24 protein-coding genes are annotated in these 23,286 nt (G+C 62.9%); 3 read left to right on the top strand and 21 right to left on the bottom strand.

The features are described 5' to 3' along the window. Positions 1-3 precede the first annotated feature (3 nt). From deoA to QOV41_RS18105, 11 genes are all read right to left on the bottom strand, one after another. Positions 4-1,338 carry a thymidine phosphorylase gene (gene deoA / locus QOV41_RS18055; protein ID WP_284578249.1) on the bottom strand — a complete coding sequence of 445 codons (1,335 nt, stop codon included), beginning with the start codon at positions 1,336-1,338 and terminating at the stop codon, positions 4-6. 22 nt (positions 1,339-1,360) lie between these two features. Beyond that, complete coding sequence (locus tag QOV41_RS18060; protein ID WP_284578250.1) at positions 1,361-3,733, bottom strand: aldehyde dehydrogenase family protein; 2,373 nt, start codon at positions 3,731-3,733, stop codon at positions 1,361-1,363. A gap of 58 nt (positions 3,734-3,791) precedes the next feature. Then, complete coding sequence (gene deoC / locus QOV41_RS18065; RefSeq protein WP_284578251.1) at positions 3,792-4,781, bottom strand: deoxyribose-phosphate aldolase; 990 nt, start codon at positions 4,779-4,781, stop codon at positions 3,792-3,794. Continuing rightward, entirely contained in the window at positions 4,778-5,572 is a 795-nt protein-coding gene (locus tag QOV41_RS18070) for a purine-nucleoside phosphorylase (RefSeq protein WP_284578252.1), read from the bottom strand. Before QOV41_RS18070 ends, deoC begins: the two co-directional genes overlap by 4 nt. A gap of 4 nt (positions 5,573-5,576) precedes the next feature. Beyond that, positions 5,577-5,987 (bottom strand): cytidine deaminase, encoded by a 411-nt coding sequence (locus QOV41_RS18075; protein WP_284578253.1) that lies wholly within the window; start codon positions 5,985-5,987, stop codon positions 5,577-5,579. A gap of 24 nt (positions 5,988-6,011) precedes the next feature. Then, positions 6,012-6,977: an ABC transporter permease gene (locus QOV41_RS18080; RefSeq protein ID WP_284578254.1), complete on the bottom strand. Its 966-nt coding sequence runs from the start codon at positions 6,975-6,977 to the stop codon at positions 6,012-6,014. A 1-nt stretch (position 6,978) separates the two neighbouring features. Beyond that, on the bottom strand, positions 6,979-8,109 hold the full coding sequence (locus tag QOV41_RS18085; RefSeq protein WP_284578255.1) for an ABC transporter permease: 1,131 nt from the start codon (positions 8,107-8,109) through the stop codon (positions 6,979-6,981). Further along, entirely contained in the window at positions 8,106-9,683 is a 1,578-nt protein-coding gene (locus QOV41_RS18090) for an ABC transporter ATP-binding protein (protein WP_284578256.1), read from the bottom strand. The genes QOV41_RS18085 and QOV41_RS18090 overlap by 4 nt, the downstream gene beginning before the upstream one ends. A gap of 28 nt (positions 9,684-9,711) precedes the next feature. Beyond that, the gene (locus tag QOV41_RS18095; protein WP_415926778.1) at positions 9,712-10,701 is read right to left on the bottom strand and encodes a BMP family lipoprotein; all 990 of its coding nucleotides are present in this window, start codon (positions 10,699-10,701) and stop codon (positions 9,712-9,714) included. Between the two features lie 202 nt (positions 10,702-10,903). Next, on the bottom strand, positions 10,904-11,116 hold the full coding sequence (locus tag QOV41_RS18100) for a hypothetical protein (RefSeq protein ID WP_284578260.1): 213 nt from the start codon (positions 11,114-11,116) through the stop codon (positions 10,904-10,906). 19 nt (positions 11,117-11,135) lie between these two features. Then, the gene (locus tag QOV41_RS18105) at positions 11,136-11,609 is read right to left on the bottom strand and encodes a CoxG family protein (RefSeq protein ID WP_284578261.1); all 474 of its coding nucleotides are present in this window, start codon (positions 11,607-11,609) and stop codon (positions 11,136-11,138) included. Positions 11,610-11,842: 233 nt separating this feature from the next. Between QOV41_RS18105 and QOV41_RS18110 the strand changes: the two genes are divergently transcribed. The 3 genes from QOV41_RS18110 to QOV41_RS18120 are packed head-to-tail and all read left to right on the top strand — an operon-like array spanning position 11,843 to position 15,579. Continuing rightward, on the top strand, positions 11,843-13,069 hold the full coding sequence (locus tag QOV41_RS18110; protein WP_284578263.1) for a cell surface protein: 1,227 nt from the start codon (positions 11,843-11,845) through the stop codon (positions 13,067-13,069). A gap of 31 nt (positions 13,070-13,100) precedes the next feature. Then, positions 13,101-14,039, top strand: coding sequence for a DUF6384 family protein (locus QOV41_RS18115; RefSeq protein ID WP_284578265.1), 939 nt, complete (start codon positions 13,101-13,103; stop codon positions 14,037-14,039). Positions 14,040-14,043: 4 nt separating this feature from the next. Beyond that, a complete protein-coding gene (locus QOV41_RS18120) occupies positions 14,044-15,579 on the top strand; it encodes a coiled-coil domain-containing protein (protein WP_284578266.1) in 1,536 nt (511 codons plus the stop codon). Positions 15,580-15,586: 7 nt separating this feature from the next. Here QOV41_RS18120 and QOV41_RS18125 read toward each other — a convergent pair whose 3' ends face one another. The 10 genes from QOV41_RS18125 to QOV41_RS18170 form a co-directional block, all read right to left on the bottom strand. Beyond that, complete coding sequence (locus QOV41_RS18125; RefSeq protein ID WP_284578268.1) at positions 15,587-15,985, bottom strand: VOC family protein; 399 nt, start codon at positions 15,983-15,985, stop codon at positions 15,587-15,589. 72 nt (positions 15,986-16,057) lie between these two features. Beyond that, complete coding sequence (locus tag QOV41_RS18130) at positions 16,058-16,816, bottom strand: iron ABC transporter ATP-binding protein (RefSeq protein WP_284578270.1); 759 nt, start codon at positions 16,814-16,816, stop codon at positions 16,058-16,060. Further along, the gene (locus QOV41_RS18135; protein ID WP_415926779.1) at positions 16,813-17,781 is read right to left on the bottom strand and encodes an iron chelate uptake ABC transporter family permease subunit; all 969 of its coding nucleotides are present in this window, start codon (positions 17,779-17,781) and stop codon (positions 16,813-16,815) included. Before QOV41_RS18135 ends, QOV41_RS18130 begins: the two co-directional genes overlap by 4 nt. Before the next feature lie 31 nt (positions 17,782-17,812). Further along, positions 17,813-18,775: an ABC transporter permease gene (locus QOV41_RS18140; RefSeq protein WP_284578272.1), complete on the bottom strand. Its 963-nt coding sequence runs from the start codon at positions 18,773-18,775 to the stop codon at positions 17,813-17,815. 84 nt (positions 18,776-18,859) lie between these two features. Continuing rightward, complete coding sequence (locus QOV41_RS18145) at positions 18,860-19,783, bottom strand: siderophore ABC transporter substrate-binding protein (RefSeq protein ID WP_284578274.1); 924 nt, start codon at positions 19,781-19,783, stop codon at positions 18,860-18,862. Between the two features lie 138 nt (positions 19,784-19,921). Continuing rightward, positions 19,922-20,563: an SCO family protein gene (locus QOV41_RS18150; RefSeq protein ID WP_284578275.1), complete on the bottom strand. Its 642-nt coding sequence runs from the start codon at positions 20,561-20,563 to the stop codon at positions 19,922-19,924. Beyond that, positions 20,541-21,032, bottom strand: a complete 492-nt coding sequence (locus QOV41_RS18155) for a copper chaperone PCu(A)C (RefSeq protein WP_284578276.1) — start codon at positions 21,030-21,032, stop codon at positions 20,541-20,543. Before QOV41_RS18155 ends, QOV41_RS18150 begins: the two co-directional genes overlap by 23 nt. A gap of 41 nt (positions 21,033-21,073) precedes the next feature. Continuing rightward, the gene (locus QOV41_RS18160) at positions 21,074-21,457 is read right to left on the bottom strand and encodes a hypothetical protein (RefSeq protein ID WP_284578277.1); all 384 of its coding nucleotides are present in this window, start codon (positions 21,455-21,457) and stop codon (positions 21,074-21,076) included. A gap of 59 nt (positions 21,458-21,516) precedes the next feature. Further along, positions 21,517-22,428, bottom strand: a complete 912-nt coding sequence (locus QOV41_RS18165) for a LysR family transcriptional regulator (protein ID WP_284578278.1) — start codon at positions 22,426-22,428, stop codon at positions 21,517-21,519. A gap of 29 nt (positions 22,429-22,457) precedes the next feature. Further along, a complete protein-coding gene (locus QOV41_RS18170; RefSeq protein ID WP_284578280.1) occupies positions 22,458-23,195 on the bottom strand; it encodes a TSUP family transporter in 738 nt (245 codons plus the stop codon). Between the last annotated feature and the right edge of the window lie 91 nt (positions 23,196-23,286).

The following is a 23,286-nucleotide window of genomic DNA, read 5'->3' on the forward strand; positions in this document are numbered from 1 at the left end:
GGACTACTCCTGGCCCAACGGAGTGGGCGCAACGCTTTCAGGAATGAGGACGTGGATGGTGGCATCTGCGCCCAAGCGATAAGCTTGCTTGAGGCGGCGCTCCGCGTCAGCTGCACTCTCCTCGTCTCGCGCATGAATGCGGGCGATCGGAGTGTGGTGATCGACCGACGTTCCCAGTCCGACAAGACGATCAAAGCCAACACTATGGTCGATGCTGTCGGTGGGACGGGTCCGGCCGCCCCCGAGCGCAACGACGGCCATGCCAACGCCACGGGTGTCGATCTCGGCGACCTTGCCCTCACCATCGGCGTAGACGTCGCGCACGATAGCCGCGTGCGGCAGATAGTTGTCCATGTTGTCGACGAAGTCGCCGGGGCCACCCAGCGCCTGCACCATGATGGAGAAGCGCTGCGTCGCCCGCCCACTTTCAAGCGCGGATTCCGCGAGCATCCGCCCCGCAGCCTCGGTGCCGGCGACGCCAGTCATCTCGGCAACCTTGGCACACAGCGCCAGCGTCACTTCCCGCAGCCGCTCATCTTGGTGCTTGCCGGTGAGGAAATCCACCGCGTTGCGGACCTCCAGCGCATTGCCGGCGGCACTGGCCAGGGGCTCGTTCATGTCGGTGATAAGAGCGCCCGTGCGGAGCCCCGCCCCATTGGCGACCGTCACCAGGCTTTGCGCCAGATCCCGGGAGCGGTCCAAGGTGGGCATGAAGGCGCCCGAGCCCGTCTTCACGTCGAGGATCAGCACACCAAGCCCCGCCGCGAGCTTCTTGGCGAGGATGGACGCGGTGATGAGGGAGATAGACTCCACCGTCCCGGTCACATCGCGGATGGCATAAAGCGCCTTGTCTGCGGGCGCCAAATCGGCGGTTTGGCCGATGATGGCGCAGCCGGCTTGCCGCACGACTTGCCGGAAGAGAACATTGTCGGGATTGGTGTTGTAACCGGGAATGGAGTCGAACTTGTCCAGCGTCCCGCCGGTATGCCCCAGGCCGCGGCCGGAGATCATGGGCACATAGATCCCCATGGCAGCAAGAATCGGGGCCAGCATCAGCGAGACATTGTCGCCGACGCCACCGGTCGAGTGCTTATCAGCCACCGGGCCATCCAGGTCTGACCAATCGAGCACGTCGCCGGAATCGCGCATGGCGAGGGTGAGGGCGACCCGCTCCTCCATGGTCATGTCCTGGAAGTAGACTGCCATGGCGAATGCGGCAGCCTGCGCGTGGGAGACCGTGCCGTCGGCAAAGCCAGCGATGAACTGCGCTATCTCCTCGCGCGACAGCTTCAGGCCGTCGCGCTTGTGGAGGATGACTTCTTGGGGAAGGAAGGTCATGCGGGGTCTTTCGCCCTTCTTGTTAGGCTCCGTAGGGAATCCAGACGTTCTTCACCTGGGTGGCCTTGGTCAGCAGATAAGGACCCTCAAAGCGGCGATCCGCAAAATCATAGGCGCGGCCACCACTGGTCCAGGTCTGCTTGAGATTGCCGGCTGAGCTGCGCTCCACCATGGCTGAACCTTGTGCCGAGCCGGCGTACCAGAGGCCATCCACCCCATCATGCTCGGCCAGCGTCTTGGCAAGTGAAATGGAATTGCCAGTGACGATGTTGATCACGCCGTTGGGCACGTCTGAGGTTTCGATGACCTGGCAGAGATCGGTCATGCTGAGCGGCGCCGCTTCGGAGGGCACCAGCACGACCGTGTTGCCCATCGCCAGCGCCGGAGCGATTAGCGCAACCGAGCCCAGGAGCGGCAGTTCGGGTGGCGCCACGATCCCGAGCACGCCCAGTGGCTCGACCATGGCTGCTGCGACCGCGCGCAGCGGCGGGTTGTGGACGGCGCCATCGAACTTGTCGGCCCAGCCGGCAAAGGCAAAGAGCCGCTCGACGGCAAGCGCGACTTCGTCGCGCCCGTTCCTGCCGGTCTGTGCCGCAATGCGCGCGGCGAACTCGTCCCGCCGGTAATCGAGGTTCTCGGCAAGGAAATAGAGGATTTGTGCCCGCGTATGGGCCGCCGTCGTGGACCAGCCAAGCGCAGCGCGCGCGGCCTCAACGGCGTTGCGGATATCCTTGCGATTGCCGTCACCGACCTCCCCGATGAAGGCGCCGTCTGGCCCATGCACCGGGCGGGAATAGCCACTGTCGGGCCGCGCCTGTTTGCCCCCAATATACATCTTGGCGGTCTGATTGACTTGACCATTGTCGAGGGGATTGCCGGGAGTGGCTGAGAAAGCTTGTGGCTCGGGTATGGCAGCCGCGCCCAAGGTCTTTTCCCAGGCGGGCTTTAGGTACGCAGCCATCCCTTCGCGGCCACCTTCGCGGCCGAACCCGGACTCCTTGTAGCCGCCGAAACCGACTGCGGCGTCGAAATTATTGGTGCCGTTGATCCAGACCACACCGGCCTTGATCTTAGGCGCAATGTCGAGCGCGAGGTTGATGTTCTCGCTCCAGAGTGTCGCTGCCAGCCCGTATTTGGTGTTGTTGGCCAGCGCCACCGCTTCTTCGGGGGTGCGGAAGCTCATCGCCACCAGCACCGGCCCGAAGATTTCTTCGGCCACCAGCGCGTTCGCCGGCGAGACATTGGTTACGAGGGCAGGCTTGAGGAAGCAGCCGGTACTGGGCACCGCGCCATCGGGCTCATAGACCACAGCCCCCTCGTCAATGCCGCGCTGCATCAACTCGCGGATGCGCTCCACTTGCACGGACGCGACCATGGCTCCGATGTCGATGGACTTGTCGAGCGGGTCGCCCACGCGCAAGGTCGCCATCCGCTTCTTGAGCTTGCCGATGAACTGTTCCTCGATGCTCTCCTGGACCAGGAGGCGCGATCCGGCGCAACAGACCTGGCCCTGGTTGAACCAGATGGCGTCCACCAGCCCCTCGATGGCGCTGTCGATGTCGGCATCTTCAAAGACGATATAAGGGGACTTGCCACCCAGTTCGAGCGAAAGGCCCTTGCCCGTCCCCGCTGTCGCCACGCGGATGGCCTTGCCCACTTCGGTCGATCCGGTGAAGGCGATCTTGTCGACGTCGGGATGGGCGACGATGGCCTGACCGGTTTCACCGGCGCCGGTGACCATATTGACGACACCCTTGGGCAGCCCAATCCGCTCGCAGATTTCGGCAAAGAGCAGCGCGGTCAGCGAGGTGAACTCAGCTGGTTTTAGCACCACCGTATTGCCCGCTGCCAAGGCCGGAGCGATCTTCCAGGCCAGCATCAAAAGCGGGAAGTTCCAGGGGATGATCTGGCCACACACGCCATAGGGCACGTGGTCGGGGAACTCGCGGCTCAGATGCTGTGCCCAGCCTGCGTGATGATAGAAATGGCGGGCGACCAGCGGAATATCGATATCGCGGGACTCGCGGATTGGCTTGCCATTGTCCATGGTTTCAAGAACGGCAAAGAGCCGGGCGTGCTTTTGCACCGCGCGGGCGATCGCATAGAGGTATTTGCCGCGCTCGTAGCCCGAAAGGGCGCTCCAGCCGGGGAAAGCTGCCCGGGCGGCGCGCACTGCAGCGTCGACGTCGTCGGCGGTGCCATCGGTGATCTCAGCCAGCCCGGACCCGGTCGCCGGATTGTTCGAAGCGAACGTCTTGCCAGGTTCGGTCCACGCGCCACCGATGAAATGGCCAAAGGCGCGGCCATGGCTATCGAGCCAGGCGATCGCCTGATCCGGGCCTTCGGGCGCCGGGCCGTAGTCGAGCGTTTCGAATATTTGCGCGATCTTGTTCATTGGTGGCCTCCTGGCGAGCGCCTTTTATTCTTCTCTGCAGCGGAGCAACGCCCGCCCGCTAAACCATTGGCTGCCGGTAGTCGGCAGCGTAGTGACCGGTGATGCCGTGCTCCAGCTGCCGCTCGATATCGGTCAACAGCGAACTGGCGCCAAAACGGAAGAGGTGCGGCTGCAGCCAGTGCGTGCCCAGCTCTTCCTTCATCAGCGCCATGTATTTGACTGCATCGCCTGCCGTGGCGATCCCGCCGGCGGGCTTGTAGCCGATCTCGATGCCGGTCTCTTCGGCGAACCAGCGAATCATGCGGATCATCGACAGCGAGGTCACGAGGTTGGCGTTGACCTTCTCCTTGCCGGTCGAGGTCTTGATGAAATCGGCGCCCGCCATCATGCAGACCAGCGAAGCCTTGGCGACGTTGGTCTGGGTCGCCAGTTCCCCGGTCCCCAGAATGGTCTTGATGTGCGCCTTGCCGCAGGCCTTGCGGAACGCGCGCACCTGATCGTAGAGCGCCTGCCAATCCCCCCGCAGCACCATGCCGCGCTCGATGACGATGTCGATTTCCTCGGCTCCATCGGCGACCGAGGCTTCGATTTCCTTGAGCTTGGTGTCAACTGGCGCAAGGCCATGCGGGAACGCAGTTGATACGGCCGCCACGGGAATACCCGTGCCCGCCAGCGCCTCGACCGCCGTCTGGACGAAGGTATGGTAGACGCAGACGGCGCCGGGCAGGATGCGAAGTTCGCCGACGCCGAGCCGGTCGATGATGTCGGTGCGCAGCGGATGGCGGGCCTTGGCGCAGAGGCGTTCGACGCGTCCGGGGGTGTCATCGGCGTTGAGCGTGGTGAGGTCGATCAGGGTTATAGCCTTGACCAGCCACGCCAATTGGTAGTCTTTCTTGACCGTCCGGCGGGTGCCGATGGTACCGGCACGACGCTCCAGCGCCGAGCGGTTCATGCGCACGCGGCCGACCCAATCGAGGTCCAGCGGAAAGCCGGGATTACGTTTATGAACGACGTCTGAACGGTGGGTATCGACGATCTTGAGACTCATAGCTCCTCCACCAGCGCGGGGATGAGTTTGCTCAACTTCTCCGCGCCCGCAACCGCCATGGCCTTGGTGTGCTCATGGCTGATGTTCTCGGCCGACAGCCCCGCCCCCATATTGGTGATGGAGGAACAGGCCCAGACCTTCATGCCCAGGAAACGCCCCAGGATCACTTCGGGTGCCGTCGACATGCCCACGGCATTGGCGCCCAGGCGAATGGCCATCTGGATCTCGGCGACGGTCTCGAAGCTGGGACCAGAATACCAGAGATAGACGCCTTCGCCGAGGCCGATATCCAGCCGCTCGGCGACTTGCTTGGACTTGTCGCGCAGCTCGGGCGCGTAGCAATCGACCATGTTGACGAACCGCCGGTCGGTGGCCTCCCCGATCAGGGGGTTCATGCCGGCATAGTTGATGTGGTCGGCAATCAGCATCAGGTCGCCCGGGCGGAAGCGTTCATCCACCGAGCCAGCCGAATTGGTCAGCAGCAGTGTCTGCGTGCCGAGCTCGGCCAGCGTTTCGAGCGCCGGGCGCATGGCCGCAGCATTGCCATGCTCATAGTAGTGCTCGCGGCCCGTCAGAATGGCGATGCGCTTGCCGGCCATGGTCCCGATCAGGAGGTCACGGCCATGGCCGGAGACGCCCGCCCCCGGAAAGCCATTGAGCTCGGCATAGGGAATGGCAATGCGGTCCTCGAGCAGATCGCCGATGGCCGATAGTCCGGAGCCCAGCACCAGGGCGGCGACGATAGGCTCGCTGCCGGCGATCTTGCGGATGGTCTTGACGGGTTTGCTCATGCGATCACTTTCCCAGATGGTCCGGCCCGAAGCTGTGCGGCAGCAATTGCCCCAGCGTCTGCACCAGCCGCTCTCCGTCGACGCCGTGCGAGATGATCTCGACGTCGGGATCGGCGAATTCGCGGATGCGCTGCCGGCAACCGCCGCAGGGCGTCACCGCAATGGTGCCAGGCCCGGTCACATAGATGCGGGTGATCCGCCGGGCGCCGCCCGCGATCATTGCCGCGATGGCCGAAGTCTCGGCGCAGTTGCCCTGTGGATAGGCCGCGTTCTCGATATTGCAGCCGGCATAGATTTTCCCGTCACCGGCGAGGATGGCCGCGCCCACCGAGAAGTGGGAATAGGGCACATAGGCCTTGGCGCGAATGGCTTCGGCGGCCTCGAACAGGGCCTTGTCGGTTGCAGTCTCTGACATTCTGTGTTTGCGCCAGCGTTGCCGCTAGCGCTCCTTGGTATAGGGCACGCCGCCGGCCTTGGGGCCAACGGCCTTGCCGATAAAGCCTGCTAGAAGGATCACGGTCAGCACATAGGGCAGCGCCTGGATGGCCTGGACTGGCACTTCGATGCCCATGATCTGAGCGCTCTGGAGCCGGATCTGCAGGGCATCGAGAAAGCCGAACAGGAGACAGGTGAACATCACCGGCACGGGCTTCCACTTGGCGAAAATGAGAGCCGCCAGGGCGATATAGCCCTTGCCCGCTGTCATGTTGCTGCCAAAGCCCGAGCCTTGCGCAATGGAGAAGTAGGCGCCGGCGATTCCGGTGAGGAGTCCGGTGATGATGATCGCCTTATAGCGCATCGCCACCACGGAAATGCCTGCAGTATCGACCGCTTTGGGGTTCTCGCCGACCGCGCGCATGCGCAACCCGAAGCGGGTGCGGTAGACCACGAAGGCTGTCACTGCCACCATGGCAAACGCGACATAGACGATGATGTAGTGCCCCGAAATCAGCTCGGCATAGATGGGCCCGAGGATGGGAATGCCGGCCAGTTGCTCGGCAAACGGCAAGGTCACGGGTGAAAAGCGCCCGTCGCCCGAGAGCGCCGGTGTTCGCCCGCCCTGGCCGAACCAGGTCTGGCCGAGGAAGGTGGTCATGCCCGCCGCCAGCATGTTGATGGCGACGCCGGCAATGAGCTGATTGCCCTTGAGGGTGATGGAGGCAAGGCCCTGGATGAGCGTGGTGCCCAGGGAAACGACCATGCCAGCCAGCAGGCCCAGCCAGGCCGAGCCCGTGATGGCGGCAACCGCGCCCGCGGCAAAGGCCGCTGCCAGCATCTTGCCTTCAAGACCGATATCGAAAATGCCGGCCCGTTCCGAATAGAGCCCCGCCAGCGCCGCGAGGAGTAGCGGCGTCGACAGACGGATAGTGGCGTCGAGAATGGAGAGAATGGTGGCCAGATCCATCTTAACTCTCCGAATCCGCGGTTTCGCGCGAGATCGCTTCGGCTTTGTGCTCGGGGCGATAGAGCATGAAGGCGCGTTCGAGCGAGGGCCGGAACAGCCCTTCCATGGCGCCGGTGAACAGGATCACAAGGGCCTGGATAACGACGATCATCTCGCGCGTAATGCCCGGAATGACGAACTGCAATTCCTGTCCGCCCTGGTAAAGCGCGCCGAAGAGGAGCGCCGCCAAAAGGATGCCGATGGGGTGGTTGCGCCCCATAAGAGCCACGGCGATGCCAACGAAACCGGCACCGGCCACGAAGTCGAGCACCAAGCGGTTCTGCACGCCCATCACTTCATTAATCGCCACCATGCCGGCGAGCGCGCCCGAGATGGTCATGGTGACCATGATCATCCGGGAATTGGAAATGCCGGCATAGCGCGAGGCGGTCGGGTTGGCGCCAAGGACGCGCACGGCATAGCCGAACTTGGTACGCCAGATCAGCACATAGACAAAGATCAGCGCCAGGACGGCGATGACGATGGAGAGGTTGACCGGCGAATAGCCGAAGAACGAGAAGAACTGCCGCAATTGCGGCACGCGACCGGCCACATCGATGGTCTCGGATTCCGGAGCCATGGTGGTGACGGGCTTCAGAACGCGATTGACCATGTAGACCATCAACGCCGCGGCGATGAAGTTGAACATGATCGTGGTGATGACGACGTGCGAACCGCGCTTGGCCTGCAGATAACCCGGAATGAACGCCCAGAATCCACCCACAGCCGCTGCGGCAAGCATGGCCGCCGGCATGGCGATGAGCCAATGGGTCTGATCGAGCGCCAGCGCTACGACAATCGCGCCCAGCCCGGCCACATAGGCCTGCCCGTCACCGCCGATGTTGAAGAGCCCGGCATGGGCGGCAACCGCCACGGCCAAGCCGGTGAAGATGAAGTTGGTGGCGTAATACAGCGTATAGCCGAAGCCATCGCCGTAGCCGAAGGCACCATAGATGATGACCTGGATGGCATGGAGCGGGTTCTCACCCACCATCAGCACCACGGTGCCCGAAACCAGAAAGGCCAAAAGCAGATTGAGCGCCGGTAACAGGGCCACATCGGCCCAGCGCGGCAGGGGGCGGCGCGCACTCATTCGGCAGCCTTCTGATTGTTGATACCGGCCATCATCAGGCCCAGTTCGCCTTCGGTGGCGGATGCCGGATCGGCTTCGCCGACGATGACGCCGTCAAACATGACGAGGATGCGGTCGGCGAGCGAGCGGATCTCATCGAGTTCGACCGAGACCAAGAGGATCGCCTTGCCGGCGTCGCGCATGCGGATGATCTCGTTATGGATGAACTCAATCGCGCCGATGTCGACGCCGCGCGTCGGTTGGCCGATAATCAGCACGTCGGGATTGCGCTGCATCTCGCGGGCCAGGACTATCTTTTGCTGGTTGCCGCCAGAGAACAGCGACGATTTGAGGTTGATGTTGTCGGGCCGCACATCGAAGAGCTTGATGTGCTCGGCGGCGACCTTCTTGGCCGCGCCGATGTCGAGGAACGGACCCGAACCATATTCGGGGCTGTTCTGATAGCCCAGAATGGCGTTTTCCCATTCGGAGAATGTGGTCACGAGCCCCATGCGCTGCCGGTCTTCCGGCACATGCGCCAGCCCGGCCGCACGCGCGCGCGCGGCGCCATCATCGCCTTCGAGCGACAGGGGTTGGCCGTTGAGGATCACCTCGCCCGACTTTTGGTCGCGCATGCCGGTGACCGATTCCAGTAGCTCAGTCTGGCCGTTGCCGGAAACGCCGGCGATACCAACGATCTCGCCGGCACGAACGGCAAAGCTCACATCCTTGACGCGGGTTACGCCCATGTCGTCGGTAACGACCAGGTTCTGCACCTCGAGCAGCGTCTTGCCGGGATTGGCGGGGCCTTTCTCGACGCGCAACAGTACGCGGCGGCCCACCATCAGCTCGGCGATCTCTTCGGGATTGGTGTCGGCGGTCTTGAGGGTGGCCACCATCTCGCCCTGGCGCATGACCGAAACGCTATCGGTGATGGCCATGATCTCGCGCAGCTTGTGCGTGATGAGGATCACGGTCTTGCCCTGGGTGCGCAGAGTTTCCAGCACGCGGAAGAGATCGTCGGCTTCCTTGGGCGTCAGGACGCCCGTGGGTTCGTCGAGGATCAGCGTCTCGGCGCCGCGATAGAGCGCCTTGAGGATCTCGACGCGCTGCTGCTGGCCTACCGAAATGTCTTCAATGGTGGCGTCGGGATCGACTTCGAGGTCATATTCCTGCTCGAGCCGGTTCAACTCCTGGCGAGCACGGGTGAGGCTGGGCTTCAACAGCCCTGAGTCCTCGGCGCCGAGCACGACGTTCTCGAGGACGGTGAAATTGTCGACCAGCATGAAGTGCTGGTGCACCATGCCGATTCCCAGCGCCAGTGCATGGCGGCTGTCGGCGATCTCATGGGCCTGGCCGTTGACGCGGATCGTGCCGCTATCGGCCGTGTAGAAGCCATAGAGGATGGACATCAGGGTCGACTTGCCCGCGCCATTCTCCCCCACGATGCCGTGGATGGTGCCGCGCGCGACCTTAAGGTCGATGTCCTTGTTGGCGTGAACTGCGCCAAACCGCTTGTTGATCTTTTCAAGCTCAATCGCCCAGCCATTGGCTGGTACGGCTGCAGCGGCCGTTTCCGGCCGCTGCGTGTTCATGGAATCGTCCTGGCTCATCAAGCGAGGCTTAGAGAGGGCAGTTCGAGTCAGTGGTGTAGTCGTGGACTTCGATCTCGCCAGCGATGATCTGAGCCTCGTAGTCCTCGACTGCAGTCTCCATTTCCGAGGTGATCAGGTCGCGATTGTGCTCGTCGAGCGAATAGCCAACGCCCTCCTGCTCCAGGCCAAGAATGGTCAGGCCTGGCTGGAAGGTGGCGTCGTCCGCAGCTTCGGTGAGTGCGGTCTGCACGGCTACGTCGACCTTCTTGACCATGGAGGTCAGCACCGAACCGGGCTGAAGGTAGTTCTGGTTGCTGTCCACACCGATCGAGTACTTGCCCGCATCGGCCATGGCCTGCAGCACGCCCAGGCCCGACCCGCCGGCAGCGGCGAAGATTACGTCGGCGCCTTGGTCAACGGCAGCCTTGGCCAACTCACCGGCGGTGACCGGGTCGTTCCAGGCGGCAGGCGTCGTGCCGGTGTAGTTTTCGATGAGGTTGATGTCCGGGTTCACCGCACGGGCGCCCTGGGCATAGCCGCAGTAAAACTTGTGGATCAGCGGAACGTCCATGCCACCGATGAAGCCGACGGTGCCGGTCTCGGACTGCATTGCCGCCAGCGCACCCACCAGGAACGAGCCGGTGTGCTCATCGAACAGGATCGACTGCACGTTCGGCTGGTCGACCACGGTATCGATCACGACGAAGTTGGTGTCGGGGAACTCGGGCGCAACGGCTTCGAGAGCCGCGGTCCAGGAGAAGCCCGCCATGACGATGGGGTTGGCACCCTGACCGGCGAAACGGCGCAGGGCCTGCTCGCGCTGCGCATCATTCTGCAGTTCGAGGTCGATATAATTGCCGCCGGTCTCGGCCTTCCAGGCCTCGGCGCCATTATAGGCTGCTTCGTTGAACGACTTGTCGAACTTGCCACCCAGATCATAGATCACGGCAGGATCGGCAAGAGCCGCACCGGTCAGAACCGCGCTCAGCGCGACGCCACCAGCGATGGCCTTGGTCAGCTTGGAAAAATTCATTGTTGCAGTCTCCCTGTGTCGCAGTGGGCATATGGCAACGCTAGCCATGCAGAGTGCCCCCGCGCTAGCAAAAGATACAATCGTGCAAATGCACATCCCGCAAGGGGAAATAGCGGCATTTTATCCAAATGGTCAAAATTTGCCCATGCGGTGCGGGACGATAGCCGCATCAAGGCCACCGGTCGGGCTAGAAACGGTCTAGCAGGGCAAGGAATATGTCGCCCGCATTCACATCTGCGTAGAGCACGACAAGAATGGCTAGGCTGGCAAGGGTAAACAGAGCGAGCGTGTCGCGCGTGCGAGCGGGCATGGCTAGGATCGGAATGGCGGTTGCGAGGCGGCCAGCTATAGCCCGACTATGGCCATCGAACAGTGTCGCGCTGACGCGATCTCGGCTCATGGTTAGCAGTCTGTTAGCACTAAGGCAGGTCGGGGGGCGGCAGCGGCGTGACCTCGGCGCCCATGGCAGCGCCGAACCGCTCAAAGAAACCATCGATGACCCGCTGCGCCGAACTACCGATAAGTGCTTTCCCTAGCTTCATAATCTGCCCAGAGGCGCCGCCCTGGGCGGTGAAAACCAGCCTGGTGTTCTCGCCGTCGTCGGTCAGCACGATGTCGGCCGCGCCCTCGGCCATGCCAAGAAAACCACCCTTGCCTTTCCCGGTCAGTGTATAGCGCTCAGCCGGCACGATGTCGGTCAGCGCCAAGCCGCCTTTGAACACCGGCTGGGCGATGCCGAGATTGACCTTGATCTCGAGATCGAGCGTGTGCGGACCGGCCCACTCGATCTTGTGGCATCCCGGAATTGCAGCCTTGAGCACCTCGGCATCATTGAGCGCGGCCCAGACCTTAGTGCGAGGCGCAGCGATGATGTAGCGGCCGCCAAAATCCATGAGACACCCATCCCCTTGTTCGGTGCGGAGCGCGCCGCAGGACGACTGCAGCTCCCTGGTTTGCGATGGTGGCGACGATCATCCGGGCCGCCCTTTACGTGCGGCTTTTTCGCACCAATATCGTCTAAATAGTTGGCCCATCGGGCAGATGCAATTGTCAGGAGGCCAGCCAACAGCGATCTATAGGTCTGCCGAGGCACCGGCGGACCAGCGTCAGCCAATCGGAGCACAACATGGCCAGTGAACTCACCACCGCAGCGACCCCGCAAACGGCTCCAGCACCCGAGGGTGGCGACAAGCCGCTGCAATATCTGGACCGGGCGGTGACGGCCATCCGCAATCTCGGTCTCTGGCCAGAGAGTCAGGGCGAGGAGCCGATCACGGGCCTGCTCCAGCAGATCACCGAACTGGACGAGACGCGCGTCATCTTGATCGGGCGCACCTTGAGCCAGGCAAGCGCCTTCAACGAGGTGGTGCGCGAGCAAGTGGCGGCCATGCGCATTGCCGAGCGCTATGAAGACATCACCAAGGGCTTCGATTCCATTCGCGACGATGCCAAGGGCATGATCGACCAGCTGAGCGACAACAAGATCGATCTCCTGGAACGCGCCAACAATGTCTGGATGAAGGTGAGCCGCGGTGACATCGCGGACCGCTTCAACAAGATCCGTGACACTTATCTCCAGATCACCGGCGACACCAAGGACCAGATCGACCGCGAGCACATCATCCTTGAGGCCTATCGGGATTTCCGCGGGGCGCTCAAACAAGCTGAGGTGATGGCGCTCGAAGTGCTGGAGACCGCCGAAAATCGACTGGGCGAAAAGAAGACCATTCTACAGCAGGCCTCGGACGCCGTGGCGGGCTATGCCGGCACCGTCCCGGCCGAACGCGCGCGGCTGGAACTCGAACGCGATGAGAGACTGCGGGAGATGCAAAACGAGGAGCGGCGCTACCAGATCGCCAAGGACCTCTCGGACAATCTCACTATCTCTTACAACACCTCGGAAGTCGTGATGGCGCGGCTGATGCAGACTACCAACGCCAAGGAGCGGGTCTACCAGCAGTCCATTTCGTTCTTTTCGACCAATGAAACAGTGCTGACGGCGTTGTCAGCATCCTTCACGGGCATGTTTGGCCTGCACGAATCTACCGAAACGCTCAATGCGATGAAGGAGGGCATGAGCAAGAGCCTTGAGACCCTCGCCGAGATCGGCGACCGCGTTGGCGAGGAAGCAGTGCGCGCCGGCTACGGACCAACCGTGCGGGCTGATGCGGTCAAGAAGCTGGTCGATTCAGTCATCAACTTCCAGGAGAAGAGCCGCGGCATCATCAACGAGATGCGCGTGGCCTCGAGCAAGAACTCGGCGGAAATTCGCGATGCGGTCGAAGACGGCAAGCGGCGGCTCGCCACGCTCGCCGCCGAGGGCAATACCCTCCTGCTCGAAACCCAGAACTAACGAGGTCGAGACCCAAGGGTGACAGCCTTCGATGAGTGACGTGACAGCCAAGCCGGCTGCGCCCCTGGACGAGATGATGTTGGCGATGGACGTGGTGGATACACTGCGGCATCAGCAAGATCTGGCCTTGCGCGAGCTCAATGGCGCCGCCCGGGAGCGGCAGCTGATCGAGAAACTGCGCGAGATCTATCACCACCAGGGCATCGAGGTTCCGGACCACATTCTCAAGGAAGGCGTGGCGGCCCTCGCAGAAGCGCGGTTCACCTATGAGCCGCCGAGGCCGGGCTGGCGCACCACCCTGGCGCGCCTTTATGTCAGCCGCGACAGCTGGGGCAAGCCGGCGCTGGCGCTCCTTGCAGTTCTGGTGCTGGCGGTCGTGGCCTTCTTTGGTATTTGGCAGCCGTTTCAGCGGGGGCAGCAGGAGGCGGCGCGGATCGAACTCGCCGAGGGGCTGCCGGCACAACTCGATGCCCTTTACGAGACGATCTACCAGGAAACCAAGGTGCAGCAGGCGGTGCTCGAAGCGGAGGCCTTGCGCACGCGCGGCCAGTCCCTGGCCGCCGAGGGTGACAGGGCTGGCGCCTTGCAAGCTCTCGAGGATCTTACAGCACTGCGTGACCTGCTCCGGCAGGAGTATCGGCTGGTGGTGGTCAATCAGTCCGGGGCCCGGTCAGGATTCTGGACCTTTCCCGAGATCAATACCGCTGCGACCAACTACTACATCGTCGTGCAAGCGCTTGATGCCGACGGGGACGCGCTGCAATTGCCGATCCTTAACGAGGAGAATGGGGCGACCGAACTTGTGGACATCTGGGCCGTACGGGTGCCGGAGACCGTCTACACTGCGGTGCTCGCCGACAAGCAGGACGACGGCATCATCCAAGCCAATGAGATCGGCCGGAAGTCGGACGGTTTCCTCGAGGTGGAATACAATGTGCCGGTCATGGGCGGGGCTTTGACGCAGTGGTGACCCGATGAGTATCCGAGGACCCGAAGCTCTCGCCAGCCTCGACGAGGCCATGCGCGACATCAGGCGCGAAGAGGACGACATCTCGCGGCGCCTGGCGCGCTCGTCCGAGCGCCTGGGCAAAATCAAGGAGAGTGAAGCCGAGCTGTTCCGGCAATTAGCCCGGTTGCGGCTTGACCCTGCCGTGCAGGGAGATCTCGACGCGCGGATATCGAGCGCCGAAGCACGGGCGCGCGACATGCTCAAGGCTCACGCCAAGGCCTTGGCCGAGGCAGAGAATGAGGTTGCTGGAGGCGACGCCAAACTGATGCAGCTCAGTGCGGAGCGCGCCGAAGCCCTCAAGCTTTTCGAGGGACATCAAGCCGAACTGCGCGCCCTGGCGACCCGCATGGGACCAAGCATCGCTCGCGATCCCGCCTTTGCGGCCAAGCGCAGCCAGGCGAAGCAATTGGCAGAGGTTGCCGCCCAGTCGATGCGCAAGACCGAGCAGGCCGAGACGGACCGCGACGAAAAGGGCCGTCCTTACCGCGACGATGGGCTGTTCATGTATCTGTGGGAGAGTGGCTACGGTACCGCGAACTACCGCGCGAACAATCTCGTGCGCTATCTCGATGGGCTGGTCGCCAATCTTGTGGGCTTCAGCAAGGCGCGGCCGAACTTCGCCATGCTCAACGAGATCCCGCTGCGCCTGCGTGAACATGCCGAACGACAGATTGAGCTGGCTCGGCAAGCCGAACAAGAGCTCGATACACTGGAAACTGCCGCGATCGACGCTTCGGGCGGCAAACCGATACGCGAGGCGATGGAGCAGGCGCAAGCGCGGATCGATGCTCTCGACGCCGAGATCGTTGCAGCCGAGGACCGACGTGATGACGCCGCCCGGCATCTGGCGACGCTGTCGGAAGGCGGCAACCCCGCCTTCGAAGCGGCCTTAAGCGAACTGGTGATGGCGCTGGGACGGGAGGATATCCAGACCCTGCTGGCCGAAGCGCGTCGCACCCGAACTGGGCAGGACGACACCATCGTCGCCCAGATCGACGAAAATCGAGCCCGCGCCAAGGAGGAAGATGCCGAGACGCGTGACCTCAAGGGGCGCCTCAAGACCCTGGCGTCGCGGCGCCGCGAGCTCGAGGACATCCAGTGGGAGTTCAAAAAGCAGCGTTTTGACGACCCGCGCTCGACCTTCCGCGAGGATCGGCTGGTGGGCGACATGCTCAACGACTTCCTGCGCGGCTCGATCACGGCGGCGTCGTACTGGGATCATTGGCGCCGCTCGCAGAACTGGAGCGCTGGCACCGGTGACTGGGGCGGCGGTGTCGGCCTGCCTAATCATGGGCGGCAGCAGGGCAATTCGCCATGGCCGCAGGGTGGGGGCTTTACCTGGCCCGACAACAGCTTCGGAGGCGGTAAGAGCTCGCGCGGCGGCTTTGGCGGGGGCTGGGGCGGCGGCACGCGCAGCAGCGGCGGCGGCTTCTCCCGCCCGCGCAGCGGCTCCGCCGGCACGCGCAAGCACGGTGGTTTCAAAACGGGCGGCGGCTTCTAGCCGCCCGTTAGTTCTCCGTCGGGCTGGCCATCACCTCCCAGACATTGCCTTCGCTGTCTTCGAAGTAGGCCGAATAGCCCCATTCCGACTTCGTACCTGGGGTAATGATCCCGCCGCCAGCCGCCAGAACCCGGGCCAGAATGTCATCGACCTCGTCGGCATCGGCGGCCTTGTGGCTGAGCACGAACCCCGGCGTGCCGGCGATGGCCTCCTCTACGCCTGCCGTTTGGGCGATCTGCTCGCGCGGAAACAGGACAAAGGAGAACTTCTCGTCGAAGAAGAAAGCGACGTGGTCCTCCCCTGCCCCGATCTGGTCGTCGCCGATGTCAAAGAGCGCACGATAAAAGGCGAAGGCGCGTTCGAGATTGTCGACGCCGATGGTGATGATGGAAATCGATGGCTGCATGGGTCGGGCTCCGTTCCCGGTGTGAACGAGGCTGGCGCGTTCCGGCTCCATGAGAGGGACCGCTCGGCAATCCTATTCGTAATAGACGCTGATCCGCTGCCCGCCGATCTCGTGCACCTTGATGTCCATCTCGTAGATTTCGGAAAGAACTTCGGGCTGGATCATCTGGTCGGCCGGGCCTTGTGCGGCAACTCTGCCGTGCTTCATGGCGACGATGTAGTCGGAATACCAGGACGCGAAATTGATGTCGTGAAGCACCAGCACGACTGTCTTGCCAAGCTCATTGGCGGCGCGGCGCAAGAGCTTCATCATGCCCATGGCATGCTTCATATCGAGATTGTTGAGCGGCTCGTCGAGCAGCACATAATCGGTGTCCTGGCAGAGCACCATGGCAACGAAGGCGCGCTGACGCTGACCGCCCGAGAGCTCGTCGAGAAACCGACCGGCGAGGTCGCCAAGACTGAGAAATCCGATCGCCTCCTCGATTAGCGTGTAGTCCTCGGCGGTGAGACGCCCCTTGGAATAGGGATAGCGCCCGAATGAGACGAGGTCCCGCACCGTGAGACGCGCCGTCATGTGGTTGTCCTGGCGCAGGATCGACAGGCGCCGCGCCAGGACATCGCTCTTGGTCCTGCTGACATCCATGCCATCCACGGTCACTGTACCGCGGTCCATGCCCATCAGCCGGCTCACCATGGATAGCAAGGTCGATTTGCCTGCCCCGTTCGGCCCGATGATTGAGGTGATGCCCCCTGCCGGCAGGGTCAGGGTCACATCGTCCACCACGCAGGACGCGCCGTAATTCTTGGTGACGCCTTGGGTGATGATCAACGCGCAGCTCTCCGCAGAACCAGAACAATGAAGACGATGCCGCCCAGGAACTCGATAATGATCGAGAGTGCCGTGTCAAAGGCAAAGACCCGCTCGAGCAGGGTCTGCCCACCCACGAGGCAGGTTACAGCGAGGAGAGCGGCGGCGGGCAGCACATATTTATGGTGACTGGAGCCGACCAGCGAATGCGCCAGGCTCGCCACCAGCAGCCCGAAGAAGGAGACCGGCCCGACCAGCGCCGTCGAAATCGCCACCAGCACCGAGATCATGATCAGCATGATGGTGATGGTACGCTTGTAGTCGACGCCGAGGTTGATGGCGTTGGCGCGGCCCAGATTGAGCACGTCGAAGACATTGACCATGCGCACAATAACGATGGTGACCAGCGCCAGCACTCCATAAGCAAACAGCAGATGGTTGGTGTCGACGCGCGAGAAGCTGGCGAAGAACGTGTCCTGCAGCACGTTGAACGCATTGGGATCCATGATGCGCTGCATGAACTGAATGACGCTGCGGAACATAATGCCGAAGACGATGCCAACCAGCACCAGGAGGTGCAGGCTGCGCTCCTGCCAAAGGAAGAGCCAACTGAACAGGAGGCTGGCAAAGCCGATCATCACCACCATTTCCAGCGCAAAATGCACGTTGGGATCCAGGCTGACGATCGAGGTGATGCCGAAAAAGAAGACCAGCCCGGTCTGGAGGAGCACATAGAGCTGGTCGAAGCCCATGATAGAGGGTGTGAGGATGCGGTTATTGGTGGCCGTCTGGAACAAGACAGTGGAAACCGCCACTGAATAGGCGACCAGCACCAACCCTAAAAGCTTGCGGCCCCGGAAGGGGATGACGAAGCTCCAGCTGCCCTTGGCGTCTACCACCATGAAGCAGATGATCGAGACAATGGCGAGCAGCGCTAGCGCCCCGAGGACGATCTGGGGTCGCGTCAACCCGTGGCCGCTGAACAGTGGACGGGGCGCAGCGGTGGTAGCGGAGAGCTCAGGCGGCACTGCGGCGGGTCCTCAAGAGGAGATAGAGGAAGACGATGCTGCCGATTACCCCGACCACAACGCTGATCGGGATTTCGTAAGGCGCGCGGATGACCCGCCCGACGATATCGCAGGCGACCACAAAACCAGCCCCGGTAACGGCGACCCAGGGCACGGTGCGGCGCATATTGTCGCCGATCATGAGGCTGATGACGTTGGGGACCACAAGACCGAGGAAGGGGATGATGCCCACCGACACCAGCACCACGGCACTGATCAGCGCCACGACTACGAGGCCGAGCGTCATCACCTGCTGGTGGTTGAGCCCGAGATTGGTGGTGAAGTCCTCGCCCATGCTGGCGACCGTAAACCGATCGGCCGCGATATAGGCGACGACAGCGCAGACCAGGCCGATCCACAATAGCTCGTAGCGGCCCCGCAGTACGCCCGAGAAATCGCCGACTTCCCAGGCCAGCAACGTCGGCAATAGGCCGTAGCGGTAGGCAAAGAAAGTGGTGACGGCGCCGATGATGCCCGAGAGCATGATGCCGACCAAGGGCACCAGCAGCACGTCGCGCGCCGGCACCGTAGCGATGACGCGGAAAAACAGGAAAGTTCCGGCAAGCGCGAACACCGCTGCCACCAGCATCTTGGCCATGAGCGGCCAGCCGGGCGCCAACATGGTGACGATCAGAAAGCCCAGCAACGCCGACTCTGTCGTACCGACCGTGCCCGGCTCGACAAAGCGGTTGCGCACGATGATCTGCATGACGAGCCCGGCAATCGCCATAGACGAGCCGGCGAGCAGCAGCGACAGTGTGCGCGGAATACGGCTGATCAGCAGGACCTGAATCGGCCGGTCATCGGGGCTCGATGAGAGCAGCGCGCCGATCGACACGTCGCTGACGCCGACGAAGAGGCTGGCGATGGCCAGCGCCAGCGTCGCGGCAAGGGCGAGGAGCAGTAGACGCACGAGCGTGCCTTTGCGGTCGTTCCAGAATGGGCAAAACCCGGCGGACGGACCGCCGGGCTCGCAATCAGCTTGGGAAGGTCTCTATCAGGCGTCGAGGCCGGCGAGAACCTCATCGAGCATCAACATCAATCCATTGTAACCATGCATGGTGATGTAAGCGGCTTGCGGGTCGAGATAGACGATCTGGTCTTGCTTGGCGGCGGAGGTCTGGTTGACCAACTCGTTGTCGAGGAGTGCGGCGGCCGCGCCGGTGCTCTCACCGACACCGGCGTCGCGGTCGATAACGAAGAGCCAGTCGGGGTTCATCTCAAGGATGTACTCGAAGGAGACGCTGTCCCCGCCGTGGTCGCCATCTTCCACTTCGGTCATAGCCGACTCAAGACCGATCTCGTTGTAGATCCAGGAGACACGGGAATCGGGACCATAAACGCCAATATTGCCAGCATTGGTCACCAGCACCAGAGCGTTGCCCTTGTCTTCAGCGGCGGCCTGCACTTCGGCAACCTTGGCGTCCAGGTTGGAGATCAGCTCGGCAGCCTTGTCCTCGGCGTCGAAGATCTCGCCCAGCTTGGTCAGATTGGTTTTGACGCCCTCGACAATGGCGTTGTTGTCGATCGAGAGGTCGACGGTCGGCACGATCTCGGAAGCGGTCGGGTACGCCGTACGTGAACGACCGGCAACCAGGTAGATATCAGCCTCGGCAGCGGCGATGCCTTCGAAATCGGGCTCGAACAGCGAGCCGATCTGGATTGCGTCGGCCGGGATCTGGTCAGCCAAATAGGACGGTGCGTTGGAAGAGGGCACGCCATCGACCTCGACGCCAAGGGCGCTCAGATTGTCGAACACGGCCCAGTCCTGCACCAGCACGGTCTCGGGGACGCCGTTTATCGTCGTCTCGCCCTGAGCGTGGGTGATGGTTGTTTCCTGGGCCGAAACAAGGCTGGTCATCGACAGCGCGCCAGCCATCAAGGCGGCGGCAAAGGCGGAGATGCGAGTGTGGTGCTGCACGGGACTTCCATTCCGATTTGGCGGTCAAAACTGGAGCGCCGGGCTAAAGCTGACGACGCTTGTCCGGTTAGTACTCAGGCCGACGTGCGGAGTCAAAACCAAATTTGACTTCGCACATCATCTTTTCGAAGGAACGCTTCAGGACTTTGCCAGCAGGTTGCGCAGCTTGCCCAAGGCGGTGTCCTTATCCTCCCGATACGCGACCGTGCCCTGGAACTCGCCTTTGTCGTCGATCAGATAAACCGAGGCGGTGTGGTCCATGGTGTAATCGTCGCCCTCGAGCGGCACCTTCTCGTAGTAGACGCCCCAGGCTTTGGCGATCTTGGCGATCTCCTCGGGCGTACCGGTGACGCCGGTCATCTGCTCCCCCGCCCAGCTGGCATATTCGCCCACGATCTCGGGCGTATCGCGCTCGGGGTCCACGGTGACGAAGTAGGCGCGGAGATCCTGCGCCTCAGGGCCTAGTGTCTCGAACCAGCTGGCCATTTCGGCCATGGTGGTGGGGCAGACCTCGGGACAATGGGTGAAGCCGAAGAACAGCACCGAGGGCTGCCCAATGAACATGGTCTCGTCCATAGCGTCGCCGCGATGGTCTACGAGTTCATAGCTGCCCTTGCCGAAGGTCGAGGGGCCAGTGCTGGTGCTGGCGACAGCGGTCGTTCCCTGCTGGCGGAGCAGCAACGCTGCGGCGCCCACTGTTACCGCAAGTGCGATGACGGAAATCCAGAGCCAAGTGCGAATGGTGTGCAGCGCCATCTCAATGCCCCTGGTGGCCGTCATGGGCGGGTGCTGCATCCGCAGCAACAGCAAGGACCGGCAGCTTGATCTCGACCGAACCGGCCTGTTCGAAGGTCAGGGTCACCGGCACTTCTTCGCCTTCGACGAAAGGCTCCCTGAGGCCCATGAACATGATGTGGAGCCCGCCCGGTTCGAGGGTCACGGTCCCGCCGGCTGGGATCTCGATGCCGTCTTCGAGCTGGCGCATACGCATGACTTCGCCATCCATTGCCATTTCATGCAACTGGACCTCCGCGGCAGCCGGAGAGCTGGCGGAGATGAGGCGGTCCGCTTCGGCGCCGGTGTTCTCGATGGTGAGGAAGCCGCCGCCAACCGGCGCGTTGGGGAGCGTGGCGCGGGCGAATGGCAGCGAAATGTCGATGGGGCCGAGGTGGACAACACCATTATGGGCCAGGGCTGGCGTGGCAAAAAGGACAGCAGCAGCAAAGGCTGCTTGGATAAGACGGGTCATAACTAGATTTCCGAACAACAGGGGCTGAGGACGAAGGCGCGTCAGACCCGTCTCGGAGGGGCGCGGGACCCGCTGGGGGGGGAGGCAGGCGCCGGCTCGGGTATCGCCGCTCGCGACTTCCCGTCTGGAACGACCAGCAAAGGCAAATCGAGTGGGGCACCGGCGAGCGGCGGACCTGCGAAATCGATCTTGCCGACGCCAGCCGCCGGACATTTGGCCGGCCGGGATTGCCCCTCGTCCATTGGATCGCTGCCCAAGGGTATGCAGAGCGCCCAACCAGCATCGAGTGTGACATAGCCGAGCTCTTCAAACGCTAGCTGGCTCGCCCGAGCATGATGCATCGGGGCCAGGACCGTCAGCAGATAGATGGCGAGCACGGCCAGCGCTGTACCGATCTCCCTGGTTCTGCTGTGCGTCTTGCTCATGGGCCAAGTGATAGGACGCGCTCTGGGGCAACTCAATGGCCGAGTTTGTCGCAAGTGGCTCAGCGCGACGGCACGTATGTTTCGGAGCACAGCGCCATGAAGCTCTTCATCGCGGCCGACAGCGGGCTCGACTTGCGCCGTGCCACCAGCAGCTGGCGGAAAGCCCAGGGTTCCCCCAAGGGCGCACACACGAGGTCAGTGCCGGCCAGGAGATGCAAACTTGTGGAGCGCAGGAACCCGATACCAAAGCCCGCCTCAACCATCCGTACCAGTGCCGGGAAACTCTCGACGCGGAGGGTTTCGATCAGGGTCTTGCCGGCTGCGGCTGCGGCCTGACCGAGCAGACGATCGAGAGAACCGGCGTGGTGGATACCTACAATGGTGTGGTCGAGAACCCTGGCAAAAGCGATCTCCTTGCGCGGATCGATGCTCTCGGCCAGCGGATGATCGGGCGGCGCGAGCACCCAAACACGGTCATCCTCGAAAGGTCTGATCTCGAAACGGGCAAAATCGTAATTGTCCGAGACGATGGCGATATCCGCCCGTCCCTCGTCGAGTGCCAAGAGCGCCTTGGCAGCACCCATCTCGCTCACGGCAAGCTCGATACCGGTGTGCTTGGCGCTGTAGCGGGCCAGAAGCTCGGGCAGCCGGCCCGTTAATGCGGAGCTGGTACAAGCCAGCCGTAGGCTCCCGCGGAGGCCTGCGCCGAAATCGGCCATGACCAGATCGAGATCGGCAATGGACCGCAGGACGGTCCGGCACCCCTCGGCATAAGCCTCCCCCGCCTTTGTAAGGCGCACCCCTTGTGCGGAGCGGTCGAACAAGACCACGCCTAACCGGCTTTCGAGATCAGAGACGCGGCGGCTCACCGCCGAGGAGGCAATGCCCTCGCGTTCGGCCGCGCGACCGATGGATCCAGTCTCGGCCAGAAGGAGGATGAGGCGCGCCGTAACGCTGTCGAATGAAGTCATGATCCCCCCACAATAGCGGGGCTTGTGCCTCAGATCATCAGGGAGATGCCGCGCAGAAGATAGAAAATGCCGATGGCAGTGACGATCCAGCGCGTCCAGGCCTTGAAGTTGGTGTCCGTGACGCGCTGCAGCACCCAATAGCCGGCGCTCGTACCCAGCACGGCAACCGGCGCCGCGACGATCACCGCCGACCATTCGAGCGGCGTCAGCGCCGTCGCGGCGTTCCAGTAGAAAACCACCTTGGCACCATGGGAGAGTACCTGCGTTGCCGCCTTGGTGGCGATGATCTTGCGCCGGTCCATGGGCGTGCGGATAAAAAAGACGTCGACCGACGGCCCAGCCACGCCCACGGTAAGGTTCAGCCCCCCGCTCATCACGCCGCAGATGAAAGCGTGGTGCGGTTTGCTGGCGTCGAGCACCAGCCAGCGCGTTGGCAGCCAGACCAGGATCGGCATCAGCCCGATGGCAATGCAGACCGTGGCGAGGTCGGGGGTGTAACGCAGCACAAACAGCACCGCGCCGACGACAACAAGACCGAGTGAGATAGTGCCCAGGATGGGCCAATCGATATGGGTGCGGGAGAAAAACGCACGCGAGCCATTGGCGACAATCTGGATGGCGCCCTGCACCGCAATGGCCGTCGCGACCGGCAGAATGGTCAGCAGCAGCGCCAGCAGGATGAGCCCGCCGGCCATGCCGAAAATGCCCGATATCGTCGATGTCACGAAGACCGCCAAGAGCATGGCGGCGCTCACCCAAATGGTCATGGCCCTGTTTCCTTTGCAGCCCTTGTGGCGAGGTGCGCGCCATGCAGCCAGAGCCAATGCGGCATGAGGGGGTGCCGGGTTGACTATGGCG

The organism is Devosia sp. RR2S18 (assembly GCF_030177755.1).
GTDB classification, from domain to species: Bacteria; Pseudomonadota; Alphaproteobacteria; order Rhizobiales; family Devosiaceae; genus Devosia; species Devosia rhizosphaerae.

Excerpts from the sequence above, each read along its gene's own strand:
- QOV41_RS18075 (WP_284578253.1), bottom strand. The coding sequence starts at position 5,987 with ATGTCAGAGACTGCAACCGACAAGGCCCTGTTCGAGGCCGCCGAAGCC.
- deoC (WP_284578251.1), bottom strand. The coding sequence starts at position 4,781 with ATGAGTCTCAAGATCGTCGATACCCACCGTTCAGACGTCGTTCATAAA.
- QOV41_RS18165 (WP_284578278.1), bottom strand. The coding sequence starts at position 22,428 with ATGACTTCATTCGACAGCGTTACGGCGCGCCTCATCCTCCTTCTGGCC.
- QOV41_RS18115 (WP_284578265.1), top strand. The coding sequence starts at position 13,101 with ATGAGTGACGTGACAGCCAAGCCGGCTGCGCCCCTGGACGAGATGATG.
- QOV41_RS18080 (WP_284578254.1), bottom strand. The coding sequence starts at position 6,977 with ATGGATCTGGCCACCATTCTCTCCATTCTCGACGCCACTATCCGTCTG.
- QOV41_RS18170 (WP_284578280.1), bottom strand. The coding sequence starts at position 23,195 with ATGACCATTTGGGTGAGCGCCGCCATGCTCTTGGCGGTCTTCGTGACA.
- QOV41_RS18085 (WP_284578255.1), bottom strand. The coding sequence starts at position 8,109 with ATGAGTGCGCGCCGCCCCCTGCCGCGCTGGGCCGATGTGGCCCTGTTA.
- QOV41_RS18070 (WP_284578252.1), bottom strand. The coding sequence starts at position 5,572 with ATGAGCAAACCCGTCAAGACCATCCGCAAGATCGCCGGCAGCGAGCCT.
- QOV41_RS18125 (WP_284578268.1), bottom strand. The coding sequence starts at position 15,985 with ATGCAGCCATCGATTTCCATCATCACCATCGGCGTCGACAATCTCGAA.
- QOV41_RS18105 (WP_284578261.1), bottom strand. The coding sequence starts at position 11,609 with ATGGATTTTGGCGGCCGCTACATCATCGCTGCGCCTCGCACTAAGGTC.
- QOV41_RS18110 (WP_284578263.1), top strand. The coding sequence starts at position 11,843 with ATGGCCAGTGAACTCACCACCGCAGCGACCCCGCAAACGGCTCCAGCA.
- QOV41_RS18060 (WP_284578250.1), bottom strand. The coding sequence starts at position 3,733 with ATGAACAAGATCGCGCAAATATTCGAAACGCTCGACTACGGCCCGGCG.
- QOV41_RS18150 (WP_284578275.1), bottom strand. The coding sequence starts at position 20,563 with ATGACGGCCACCAGGGGCATTGAGATGGCGCTGCACACCATTCGCACT.
- QOV41_RS18155 (WP_284578276.1), bottom strand. The coding sequence starts at position 21,032 with ATGACCCGTCTTATCCAAGCAGCCTTTGCTGCTGCTGTCCTTTTTGCC.
- QOV41_RS18160 (WP_284578277.1), bottom strand. The coding sequence starts at position 21,457 with ATGAGCAAGACGCACAGCAGAACCAGGGAGATCGGTACAGCGCTGGCC.
- QOV41_RS18120 (WP_284578266.1), top strand. The coding sequence starts at position 14,044 with ATGAGTATCCGAGGACCCGAAGCTCTCGCCAGCCTCGACGAGGCCATG.
- deoA (WP_284578249.1), bottom strand. The coding sequence starts at position 1,338 with ATGACCTTCCTTCCCCAAGAAGTCATCCTCCACAAGCGCGACGGCCTG.
- QOV41_RS18100 (WP_284578260.1), bottom strand. The coding sequence starts at position 11,116 with ATGAGCCGAGATCGCGTCAGCGCGACACTGTTCGATGGCCATAGTCGG.
- QOV41_RS18090 (WP_284578256.1), bottom strand. The coding sequence starts at position 9,683 with ATGAACACGCAGCGGCCGGAAACGGCCGCTGCAGCCGTACCAGCCAAT.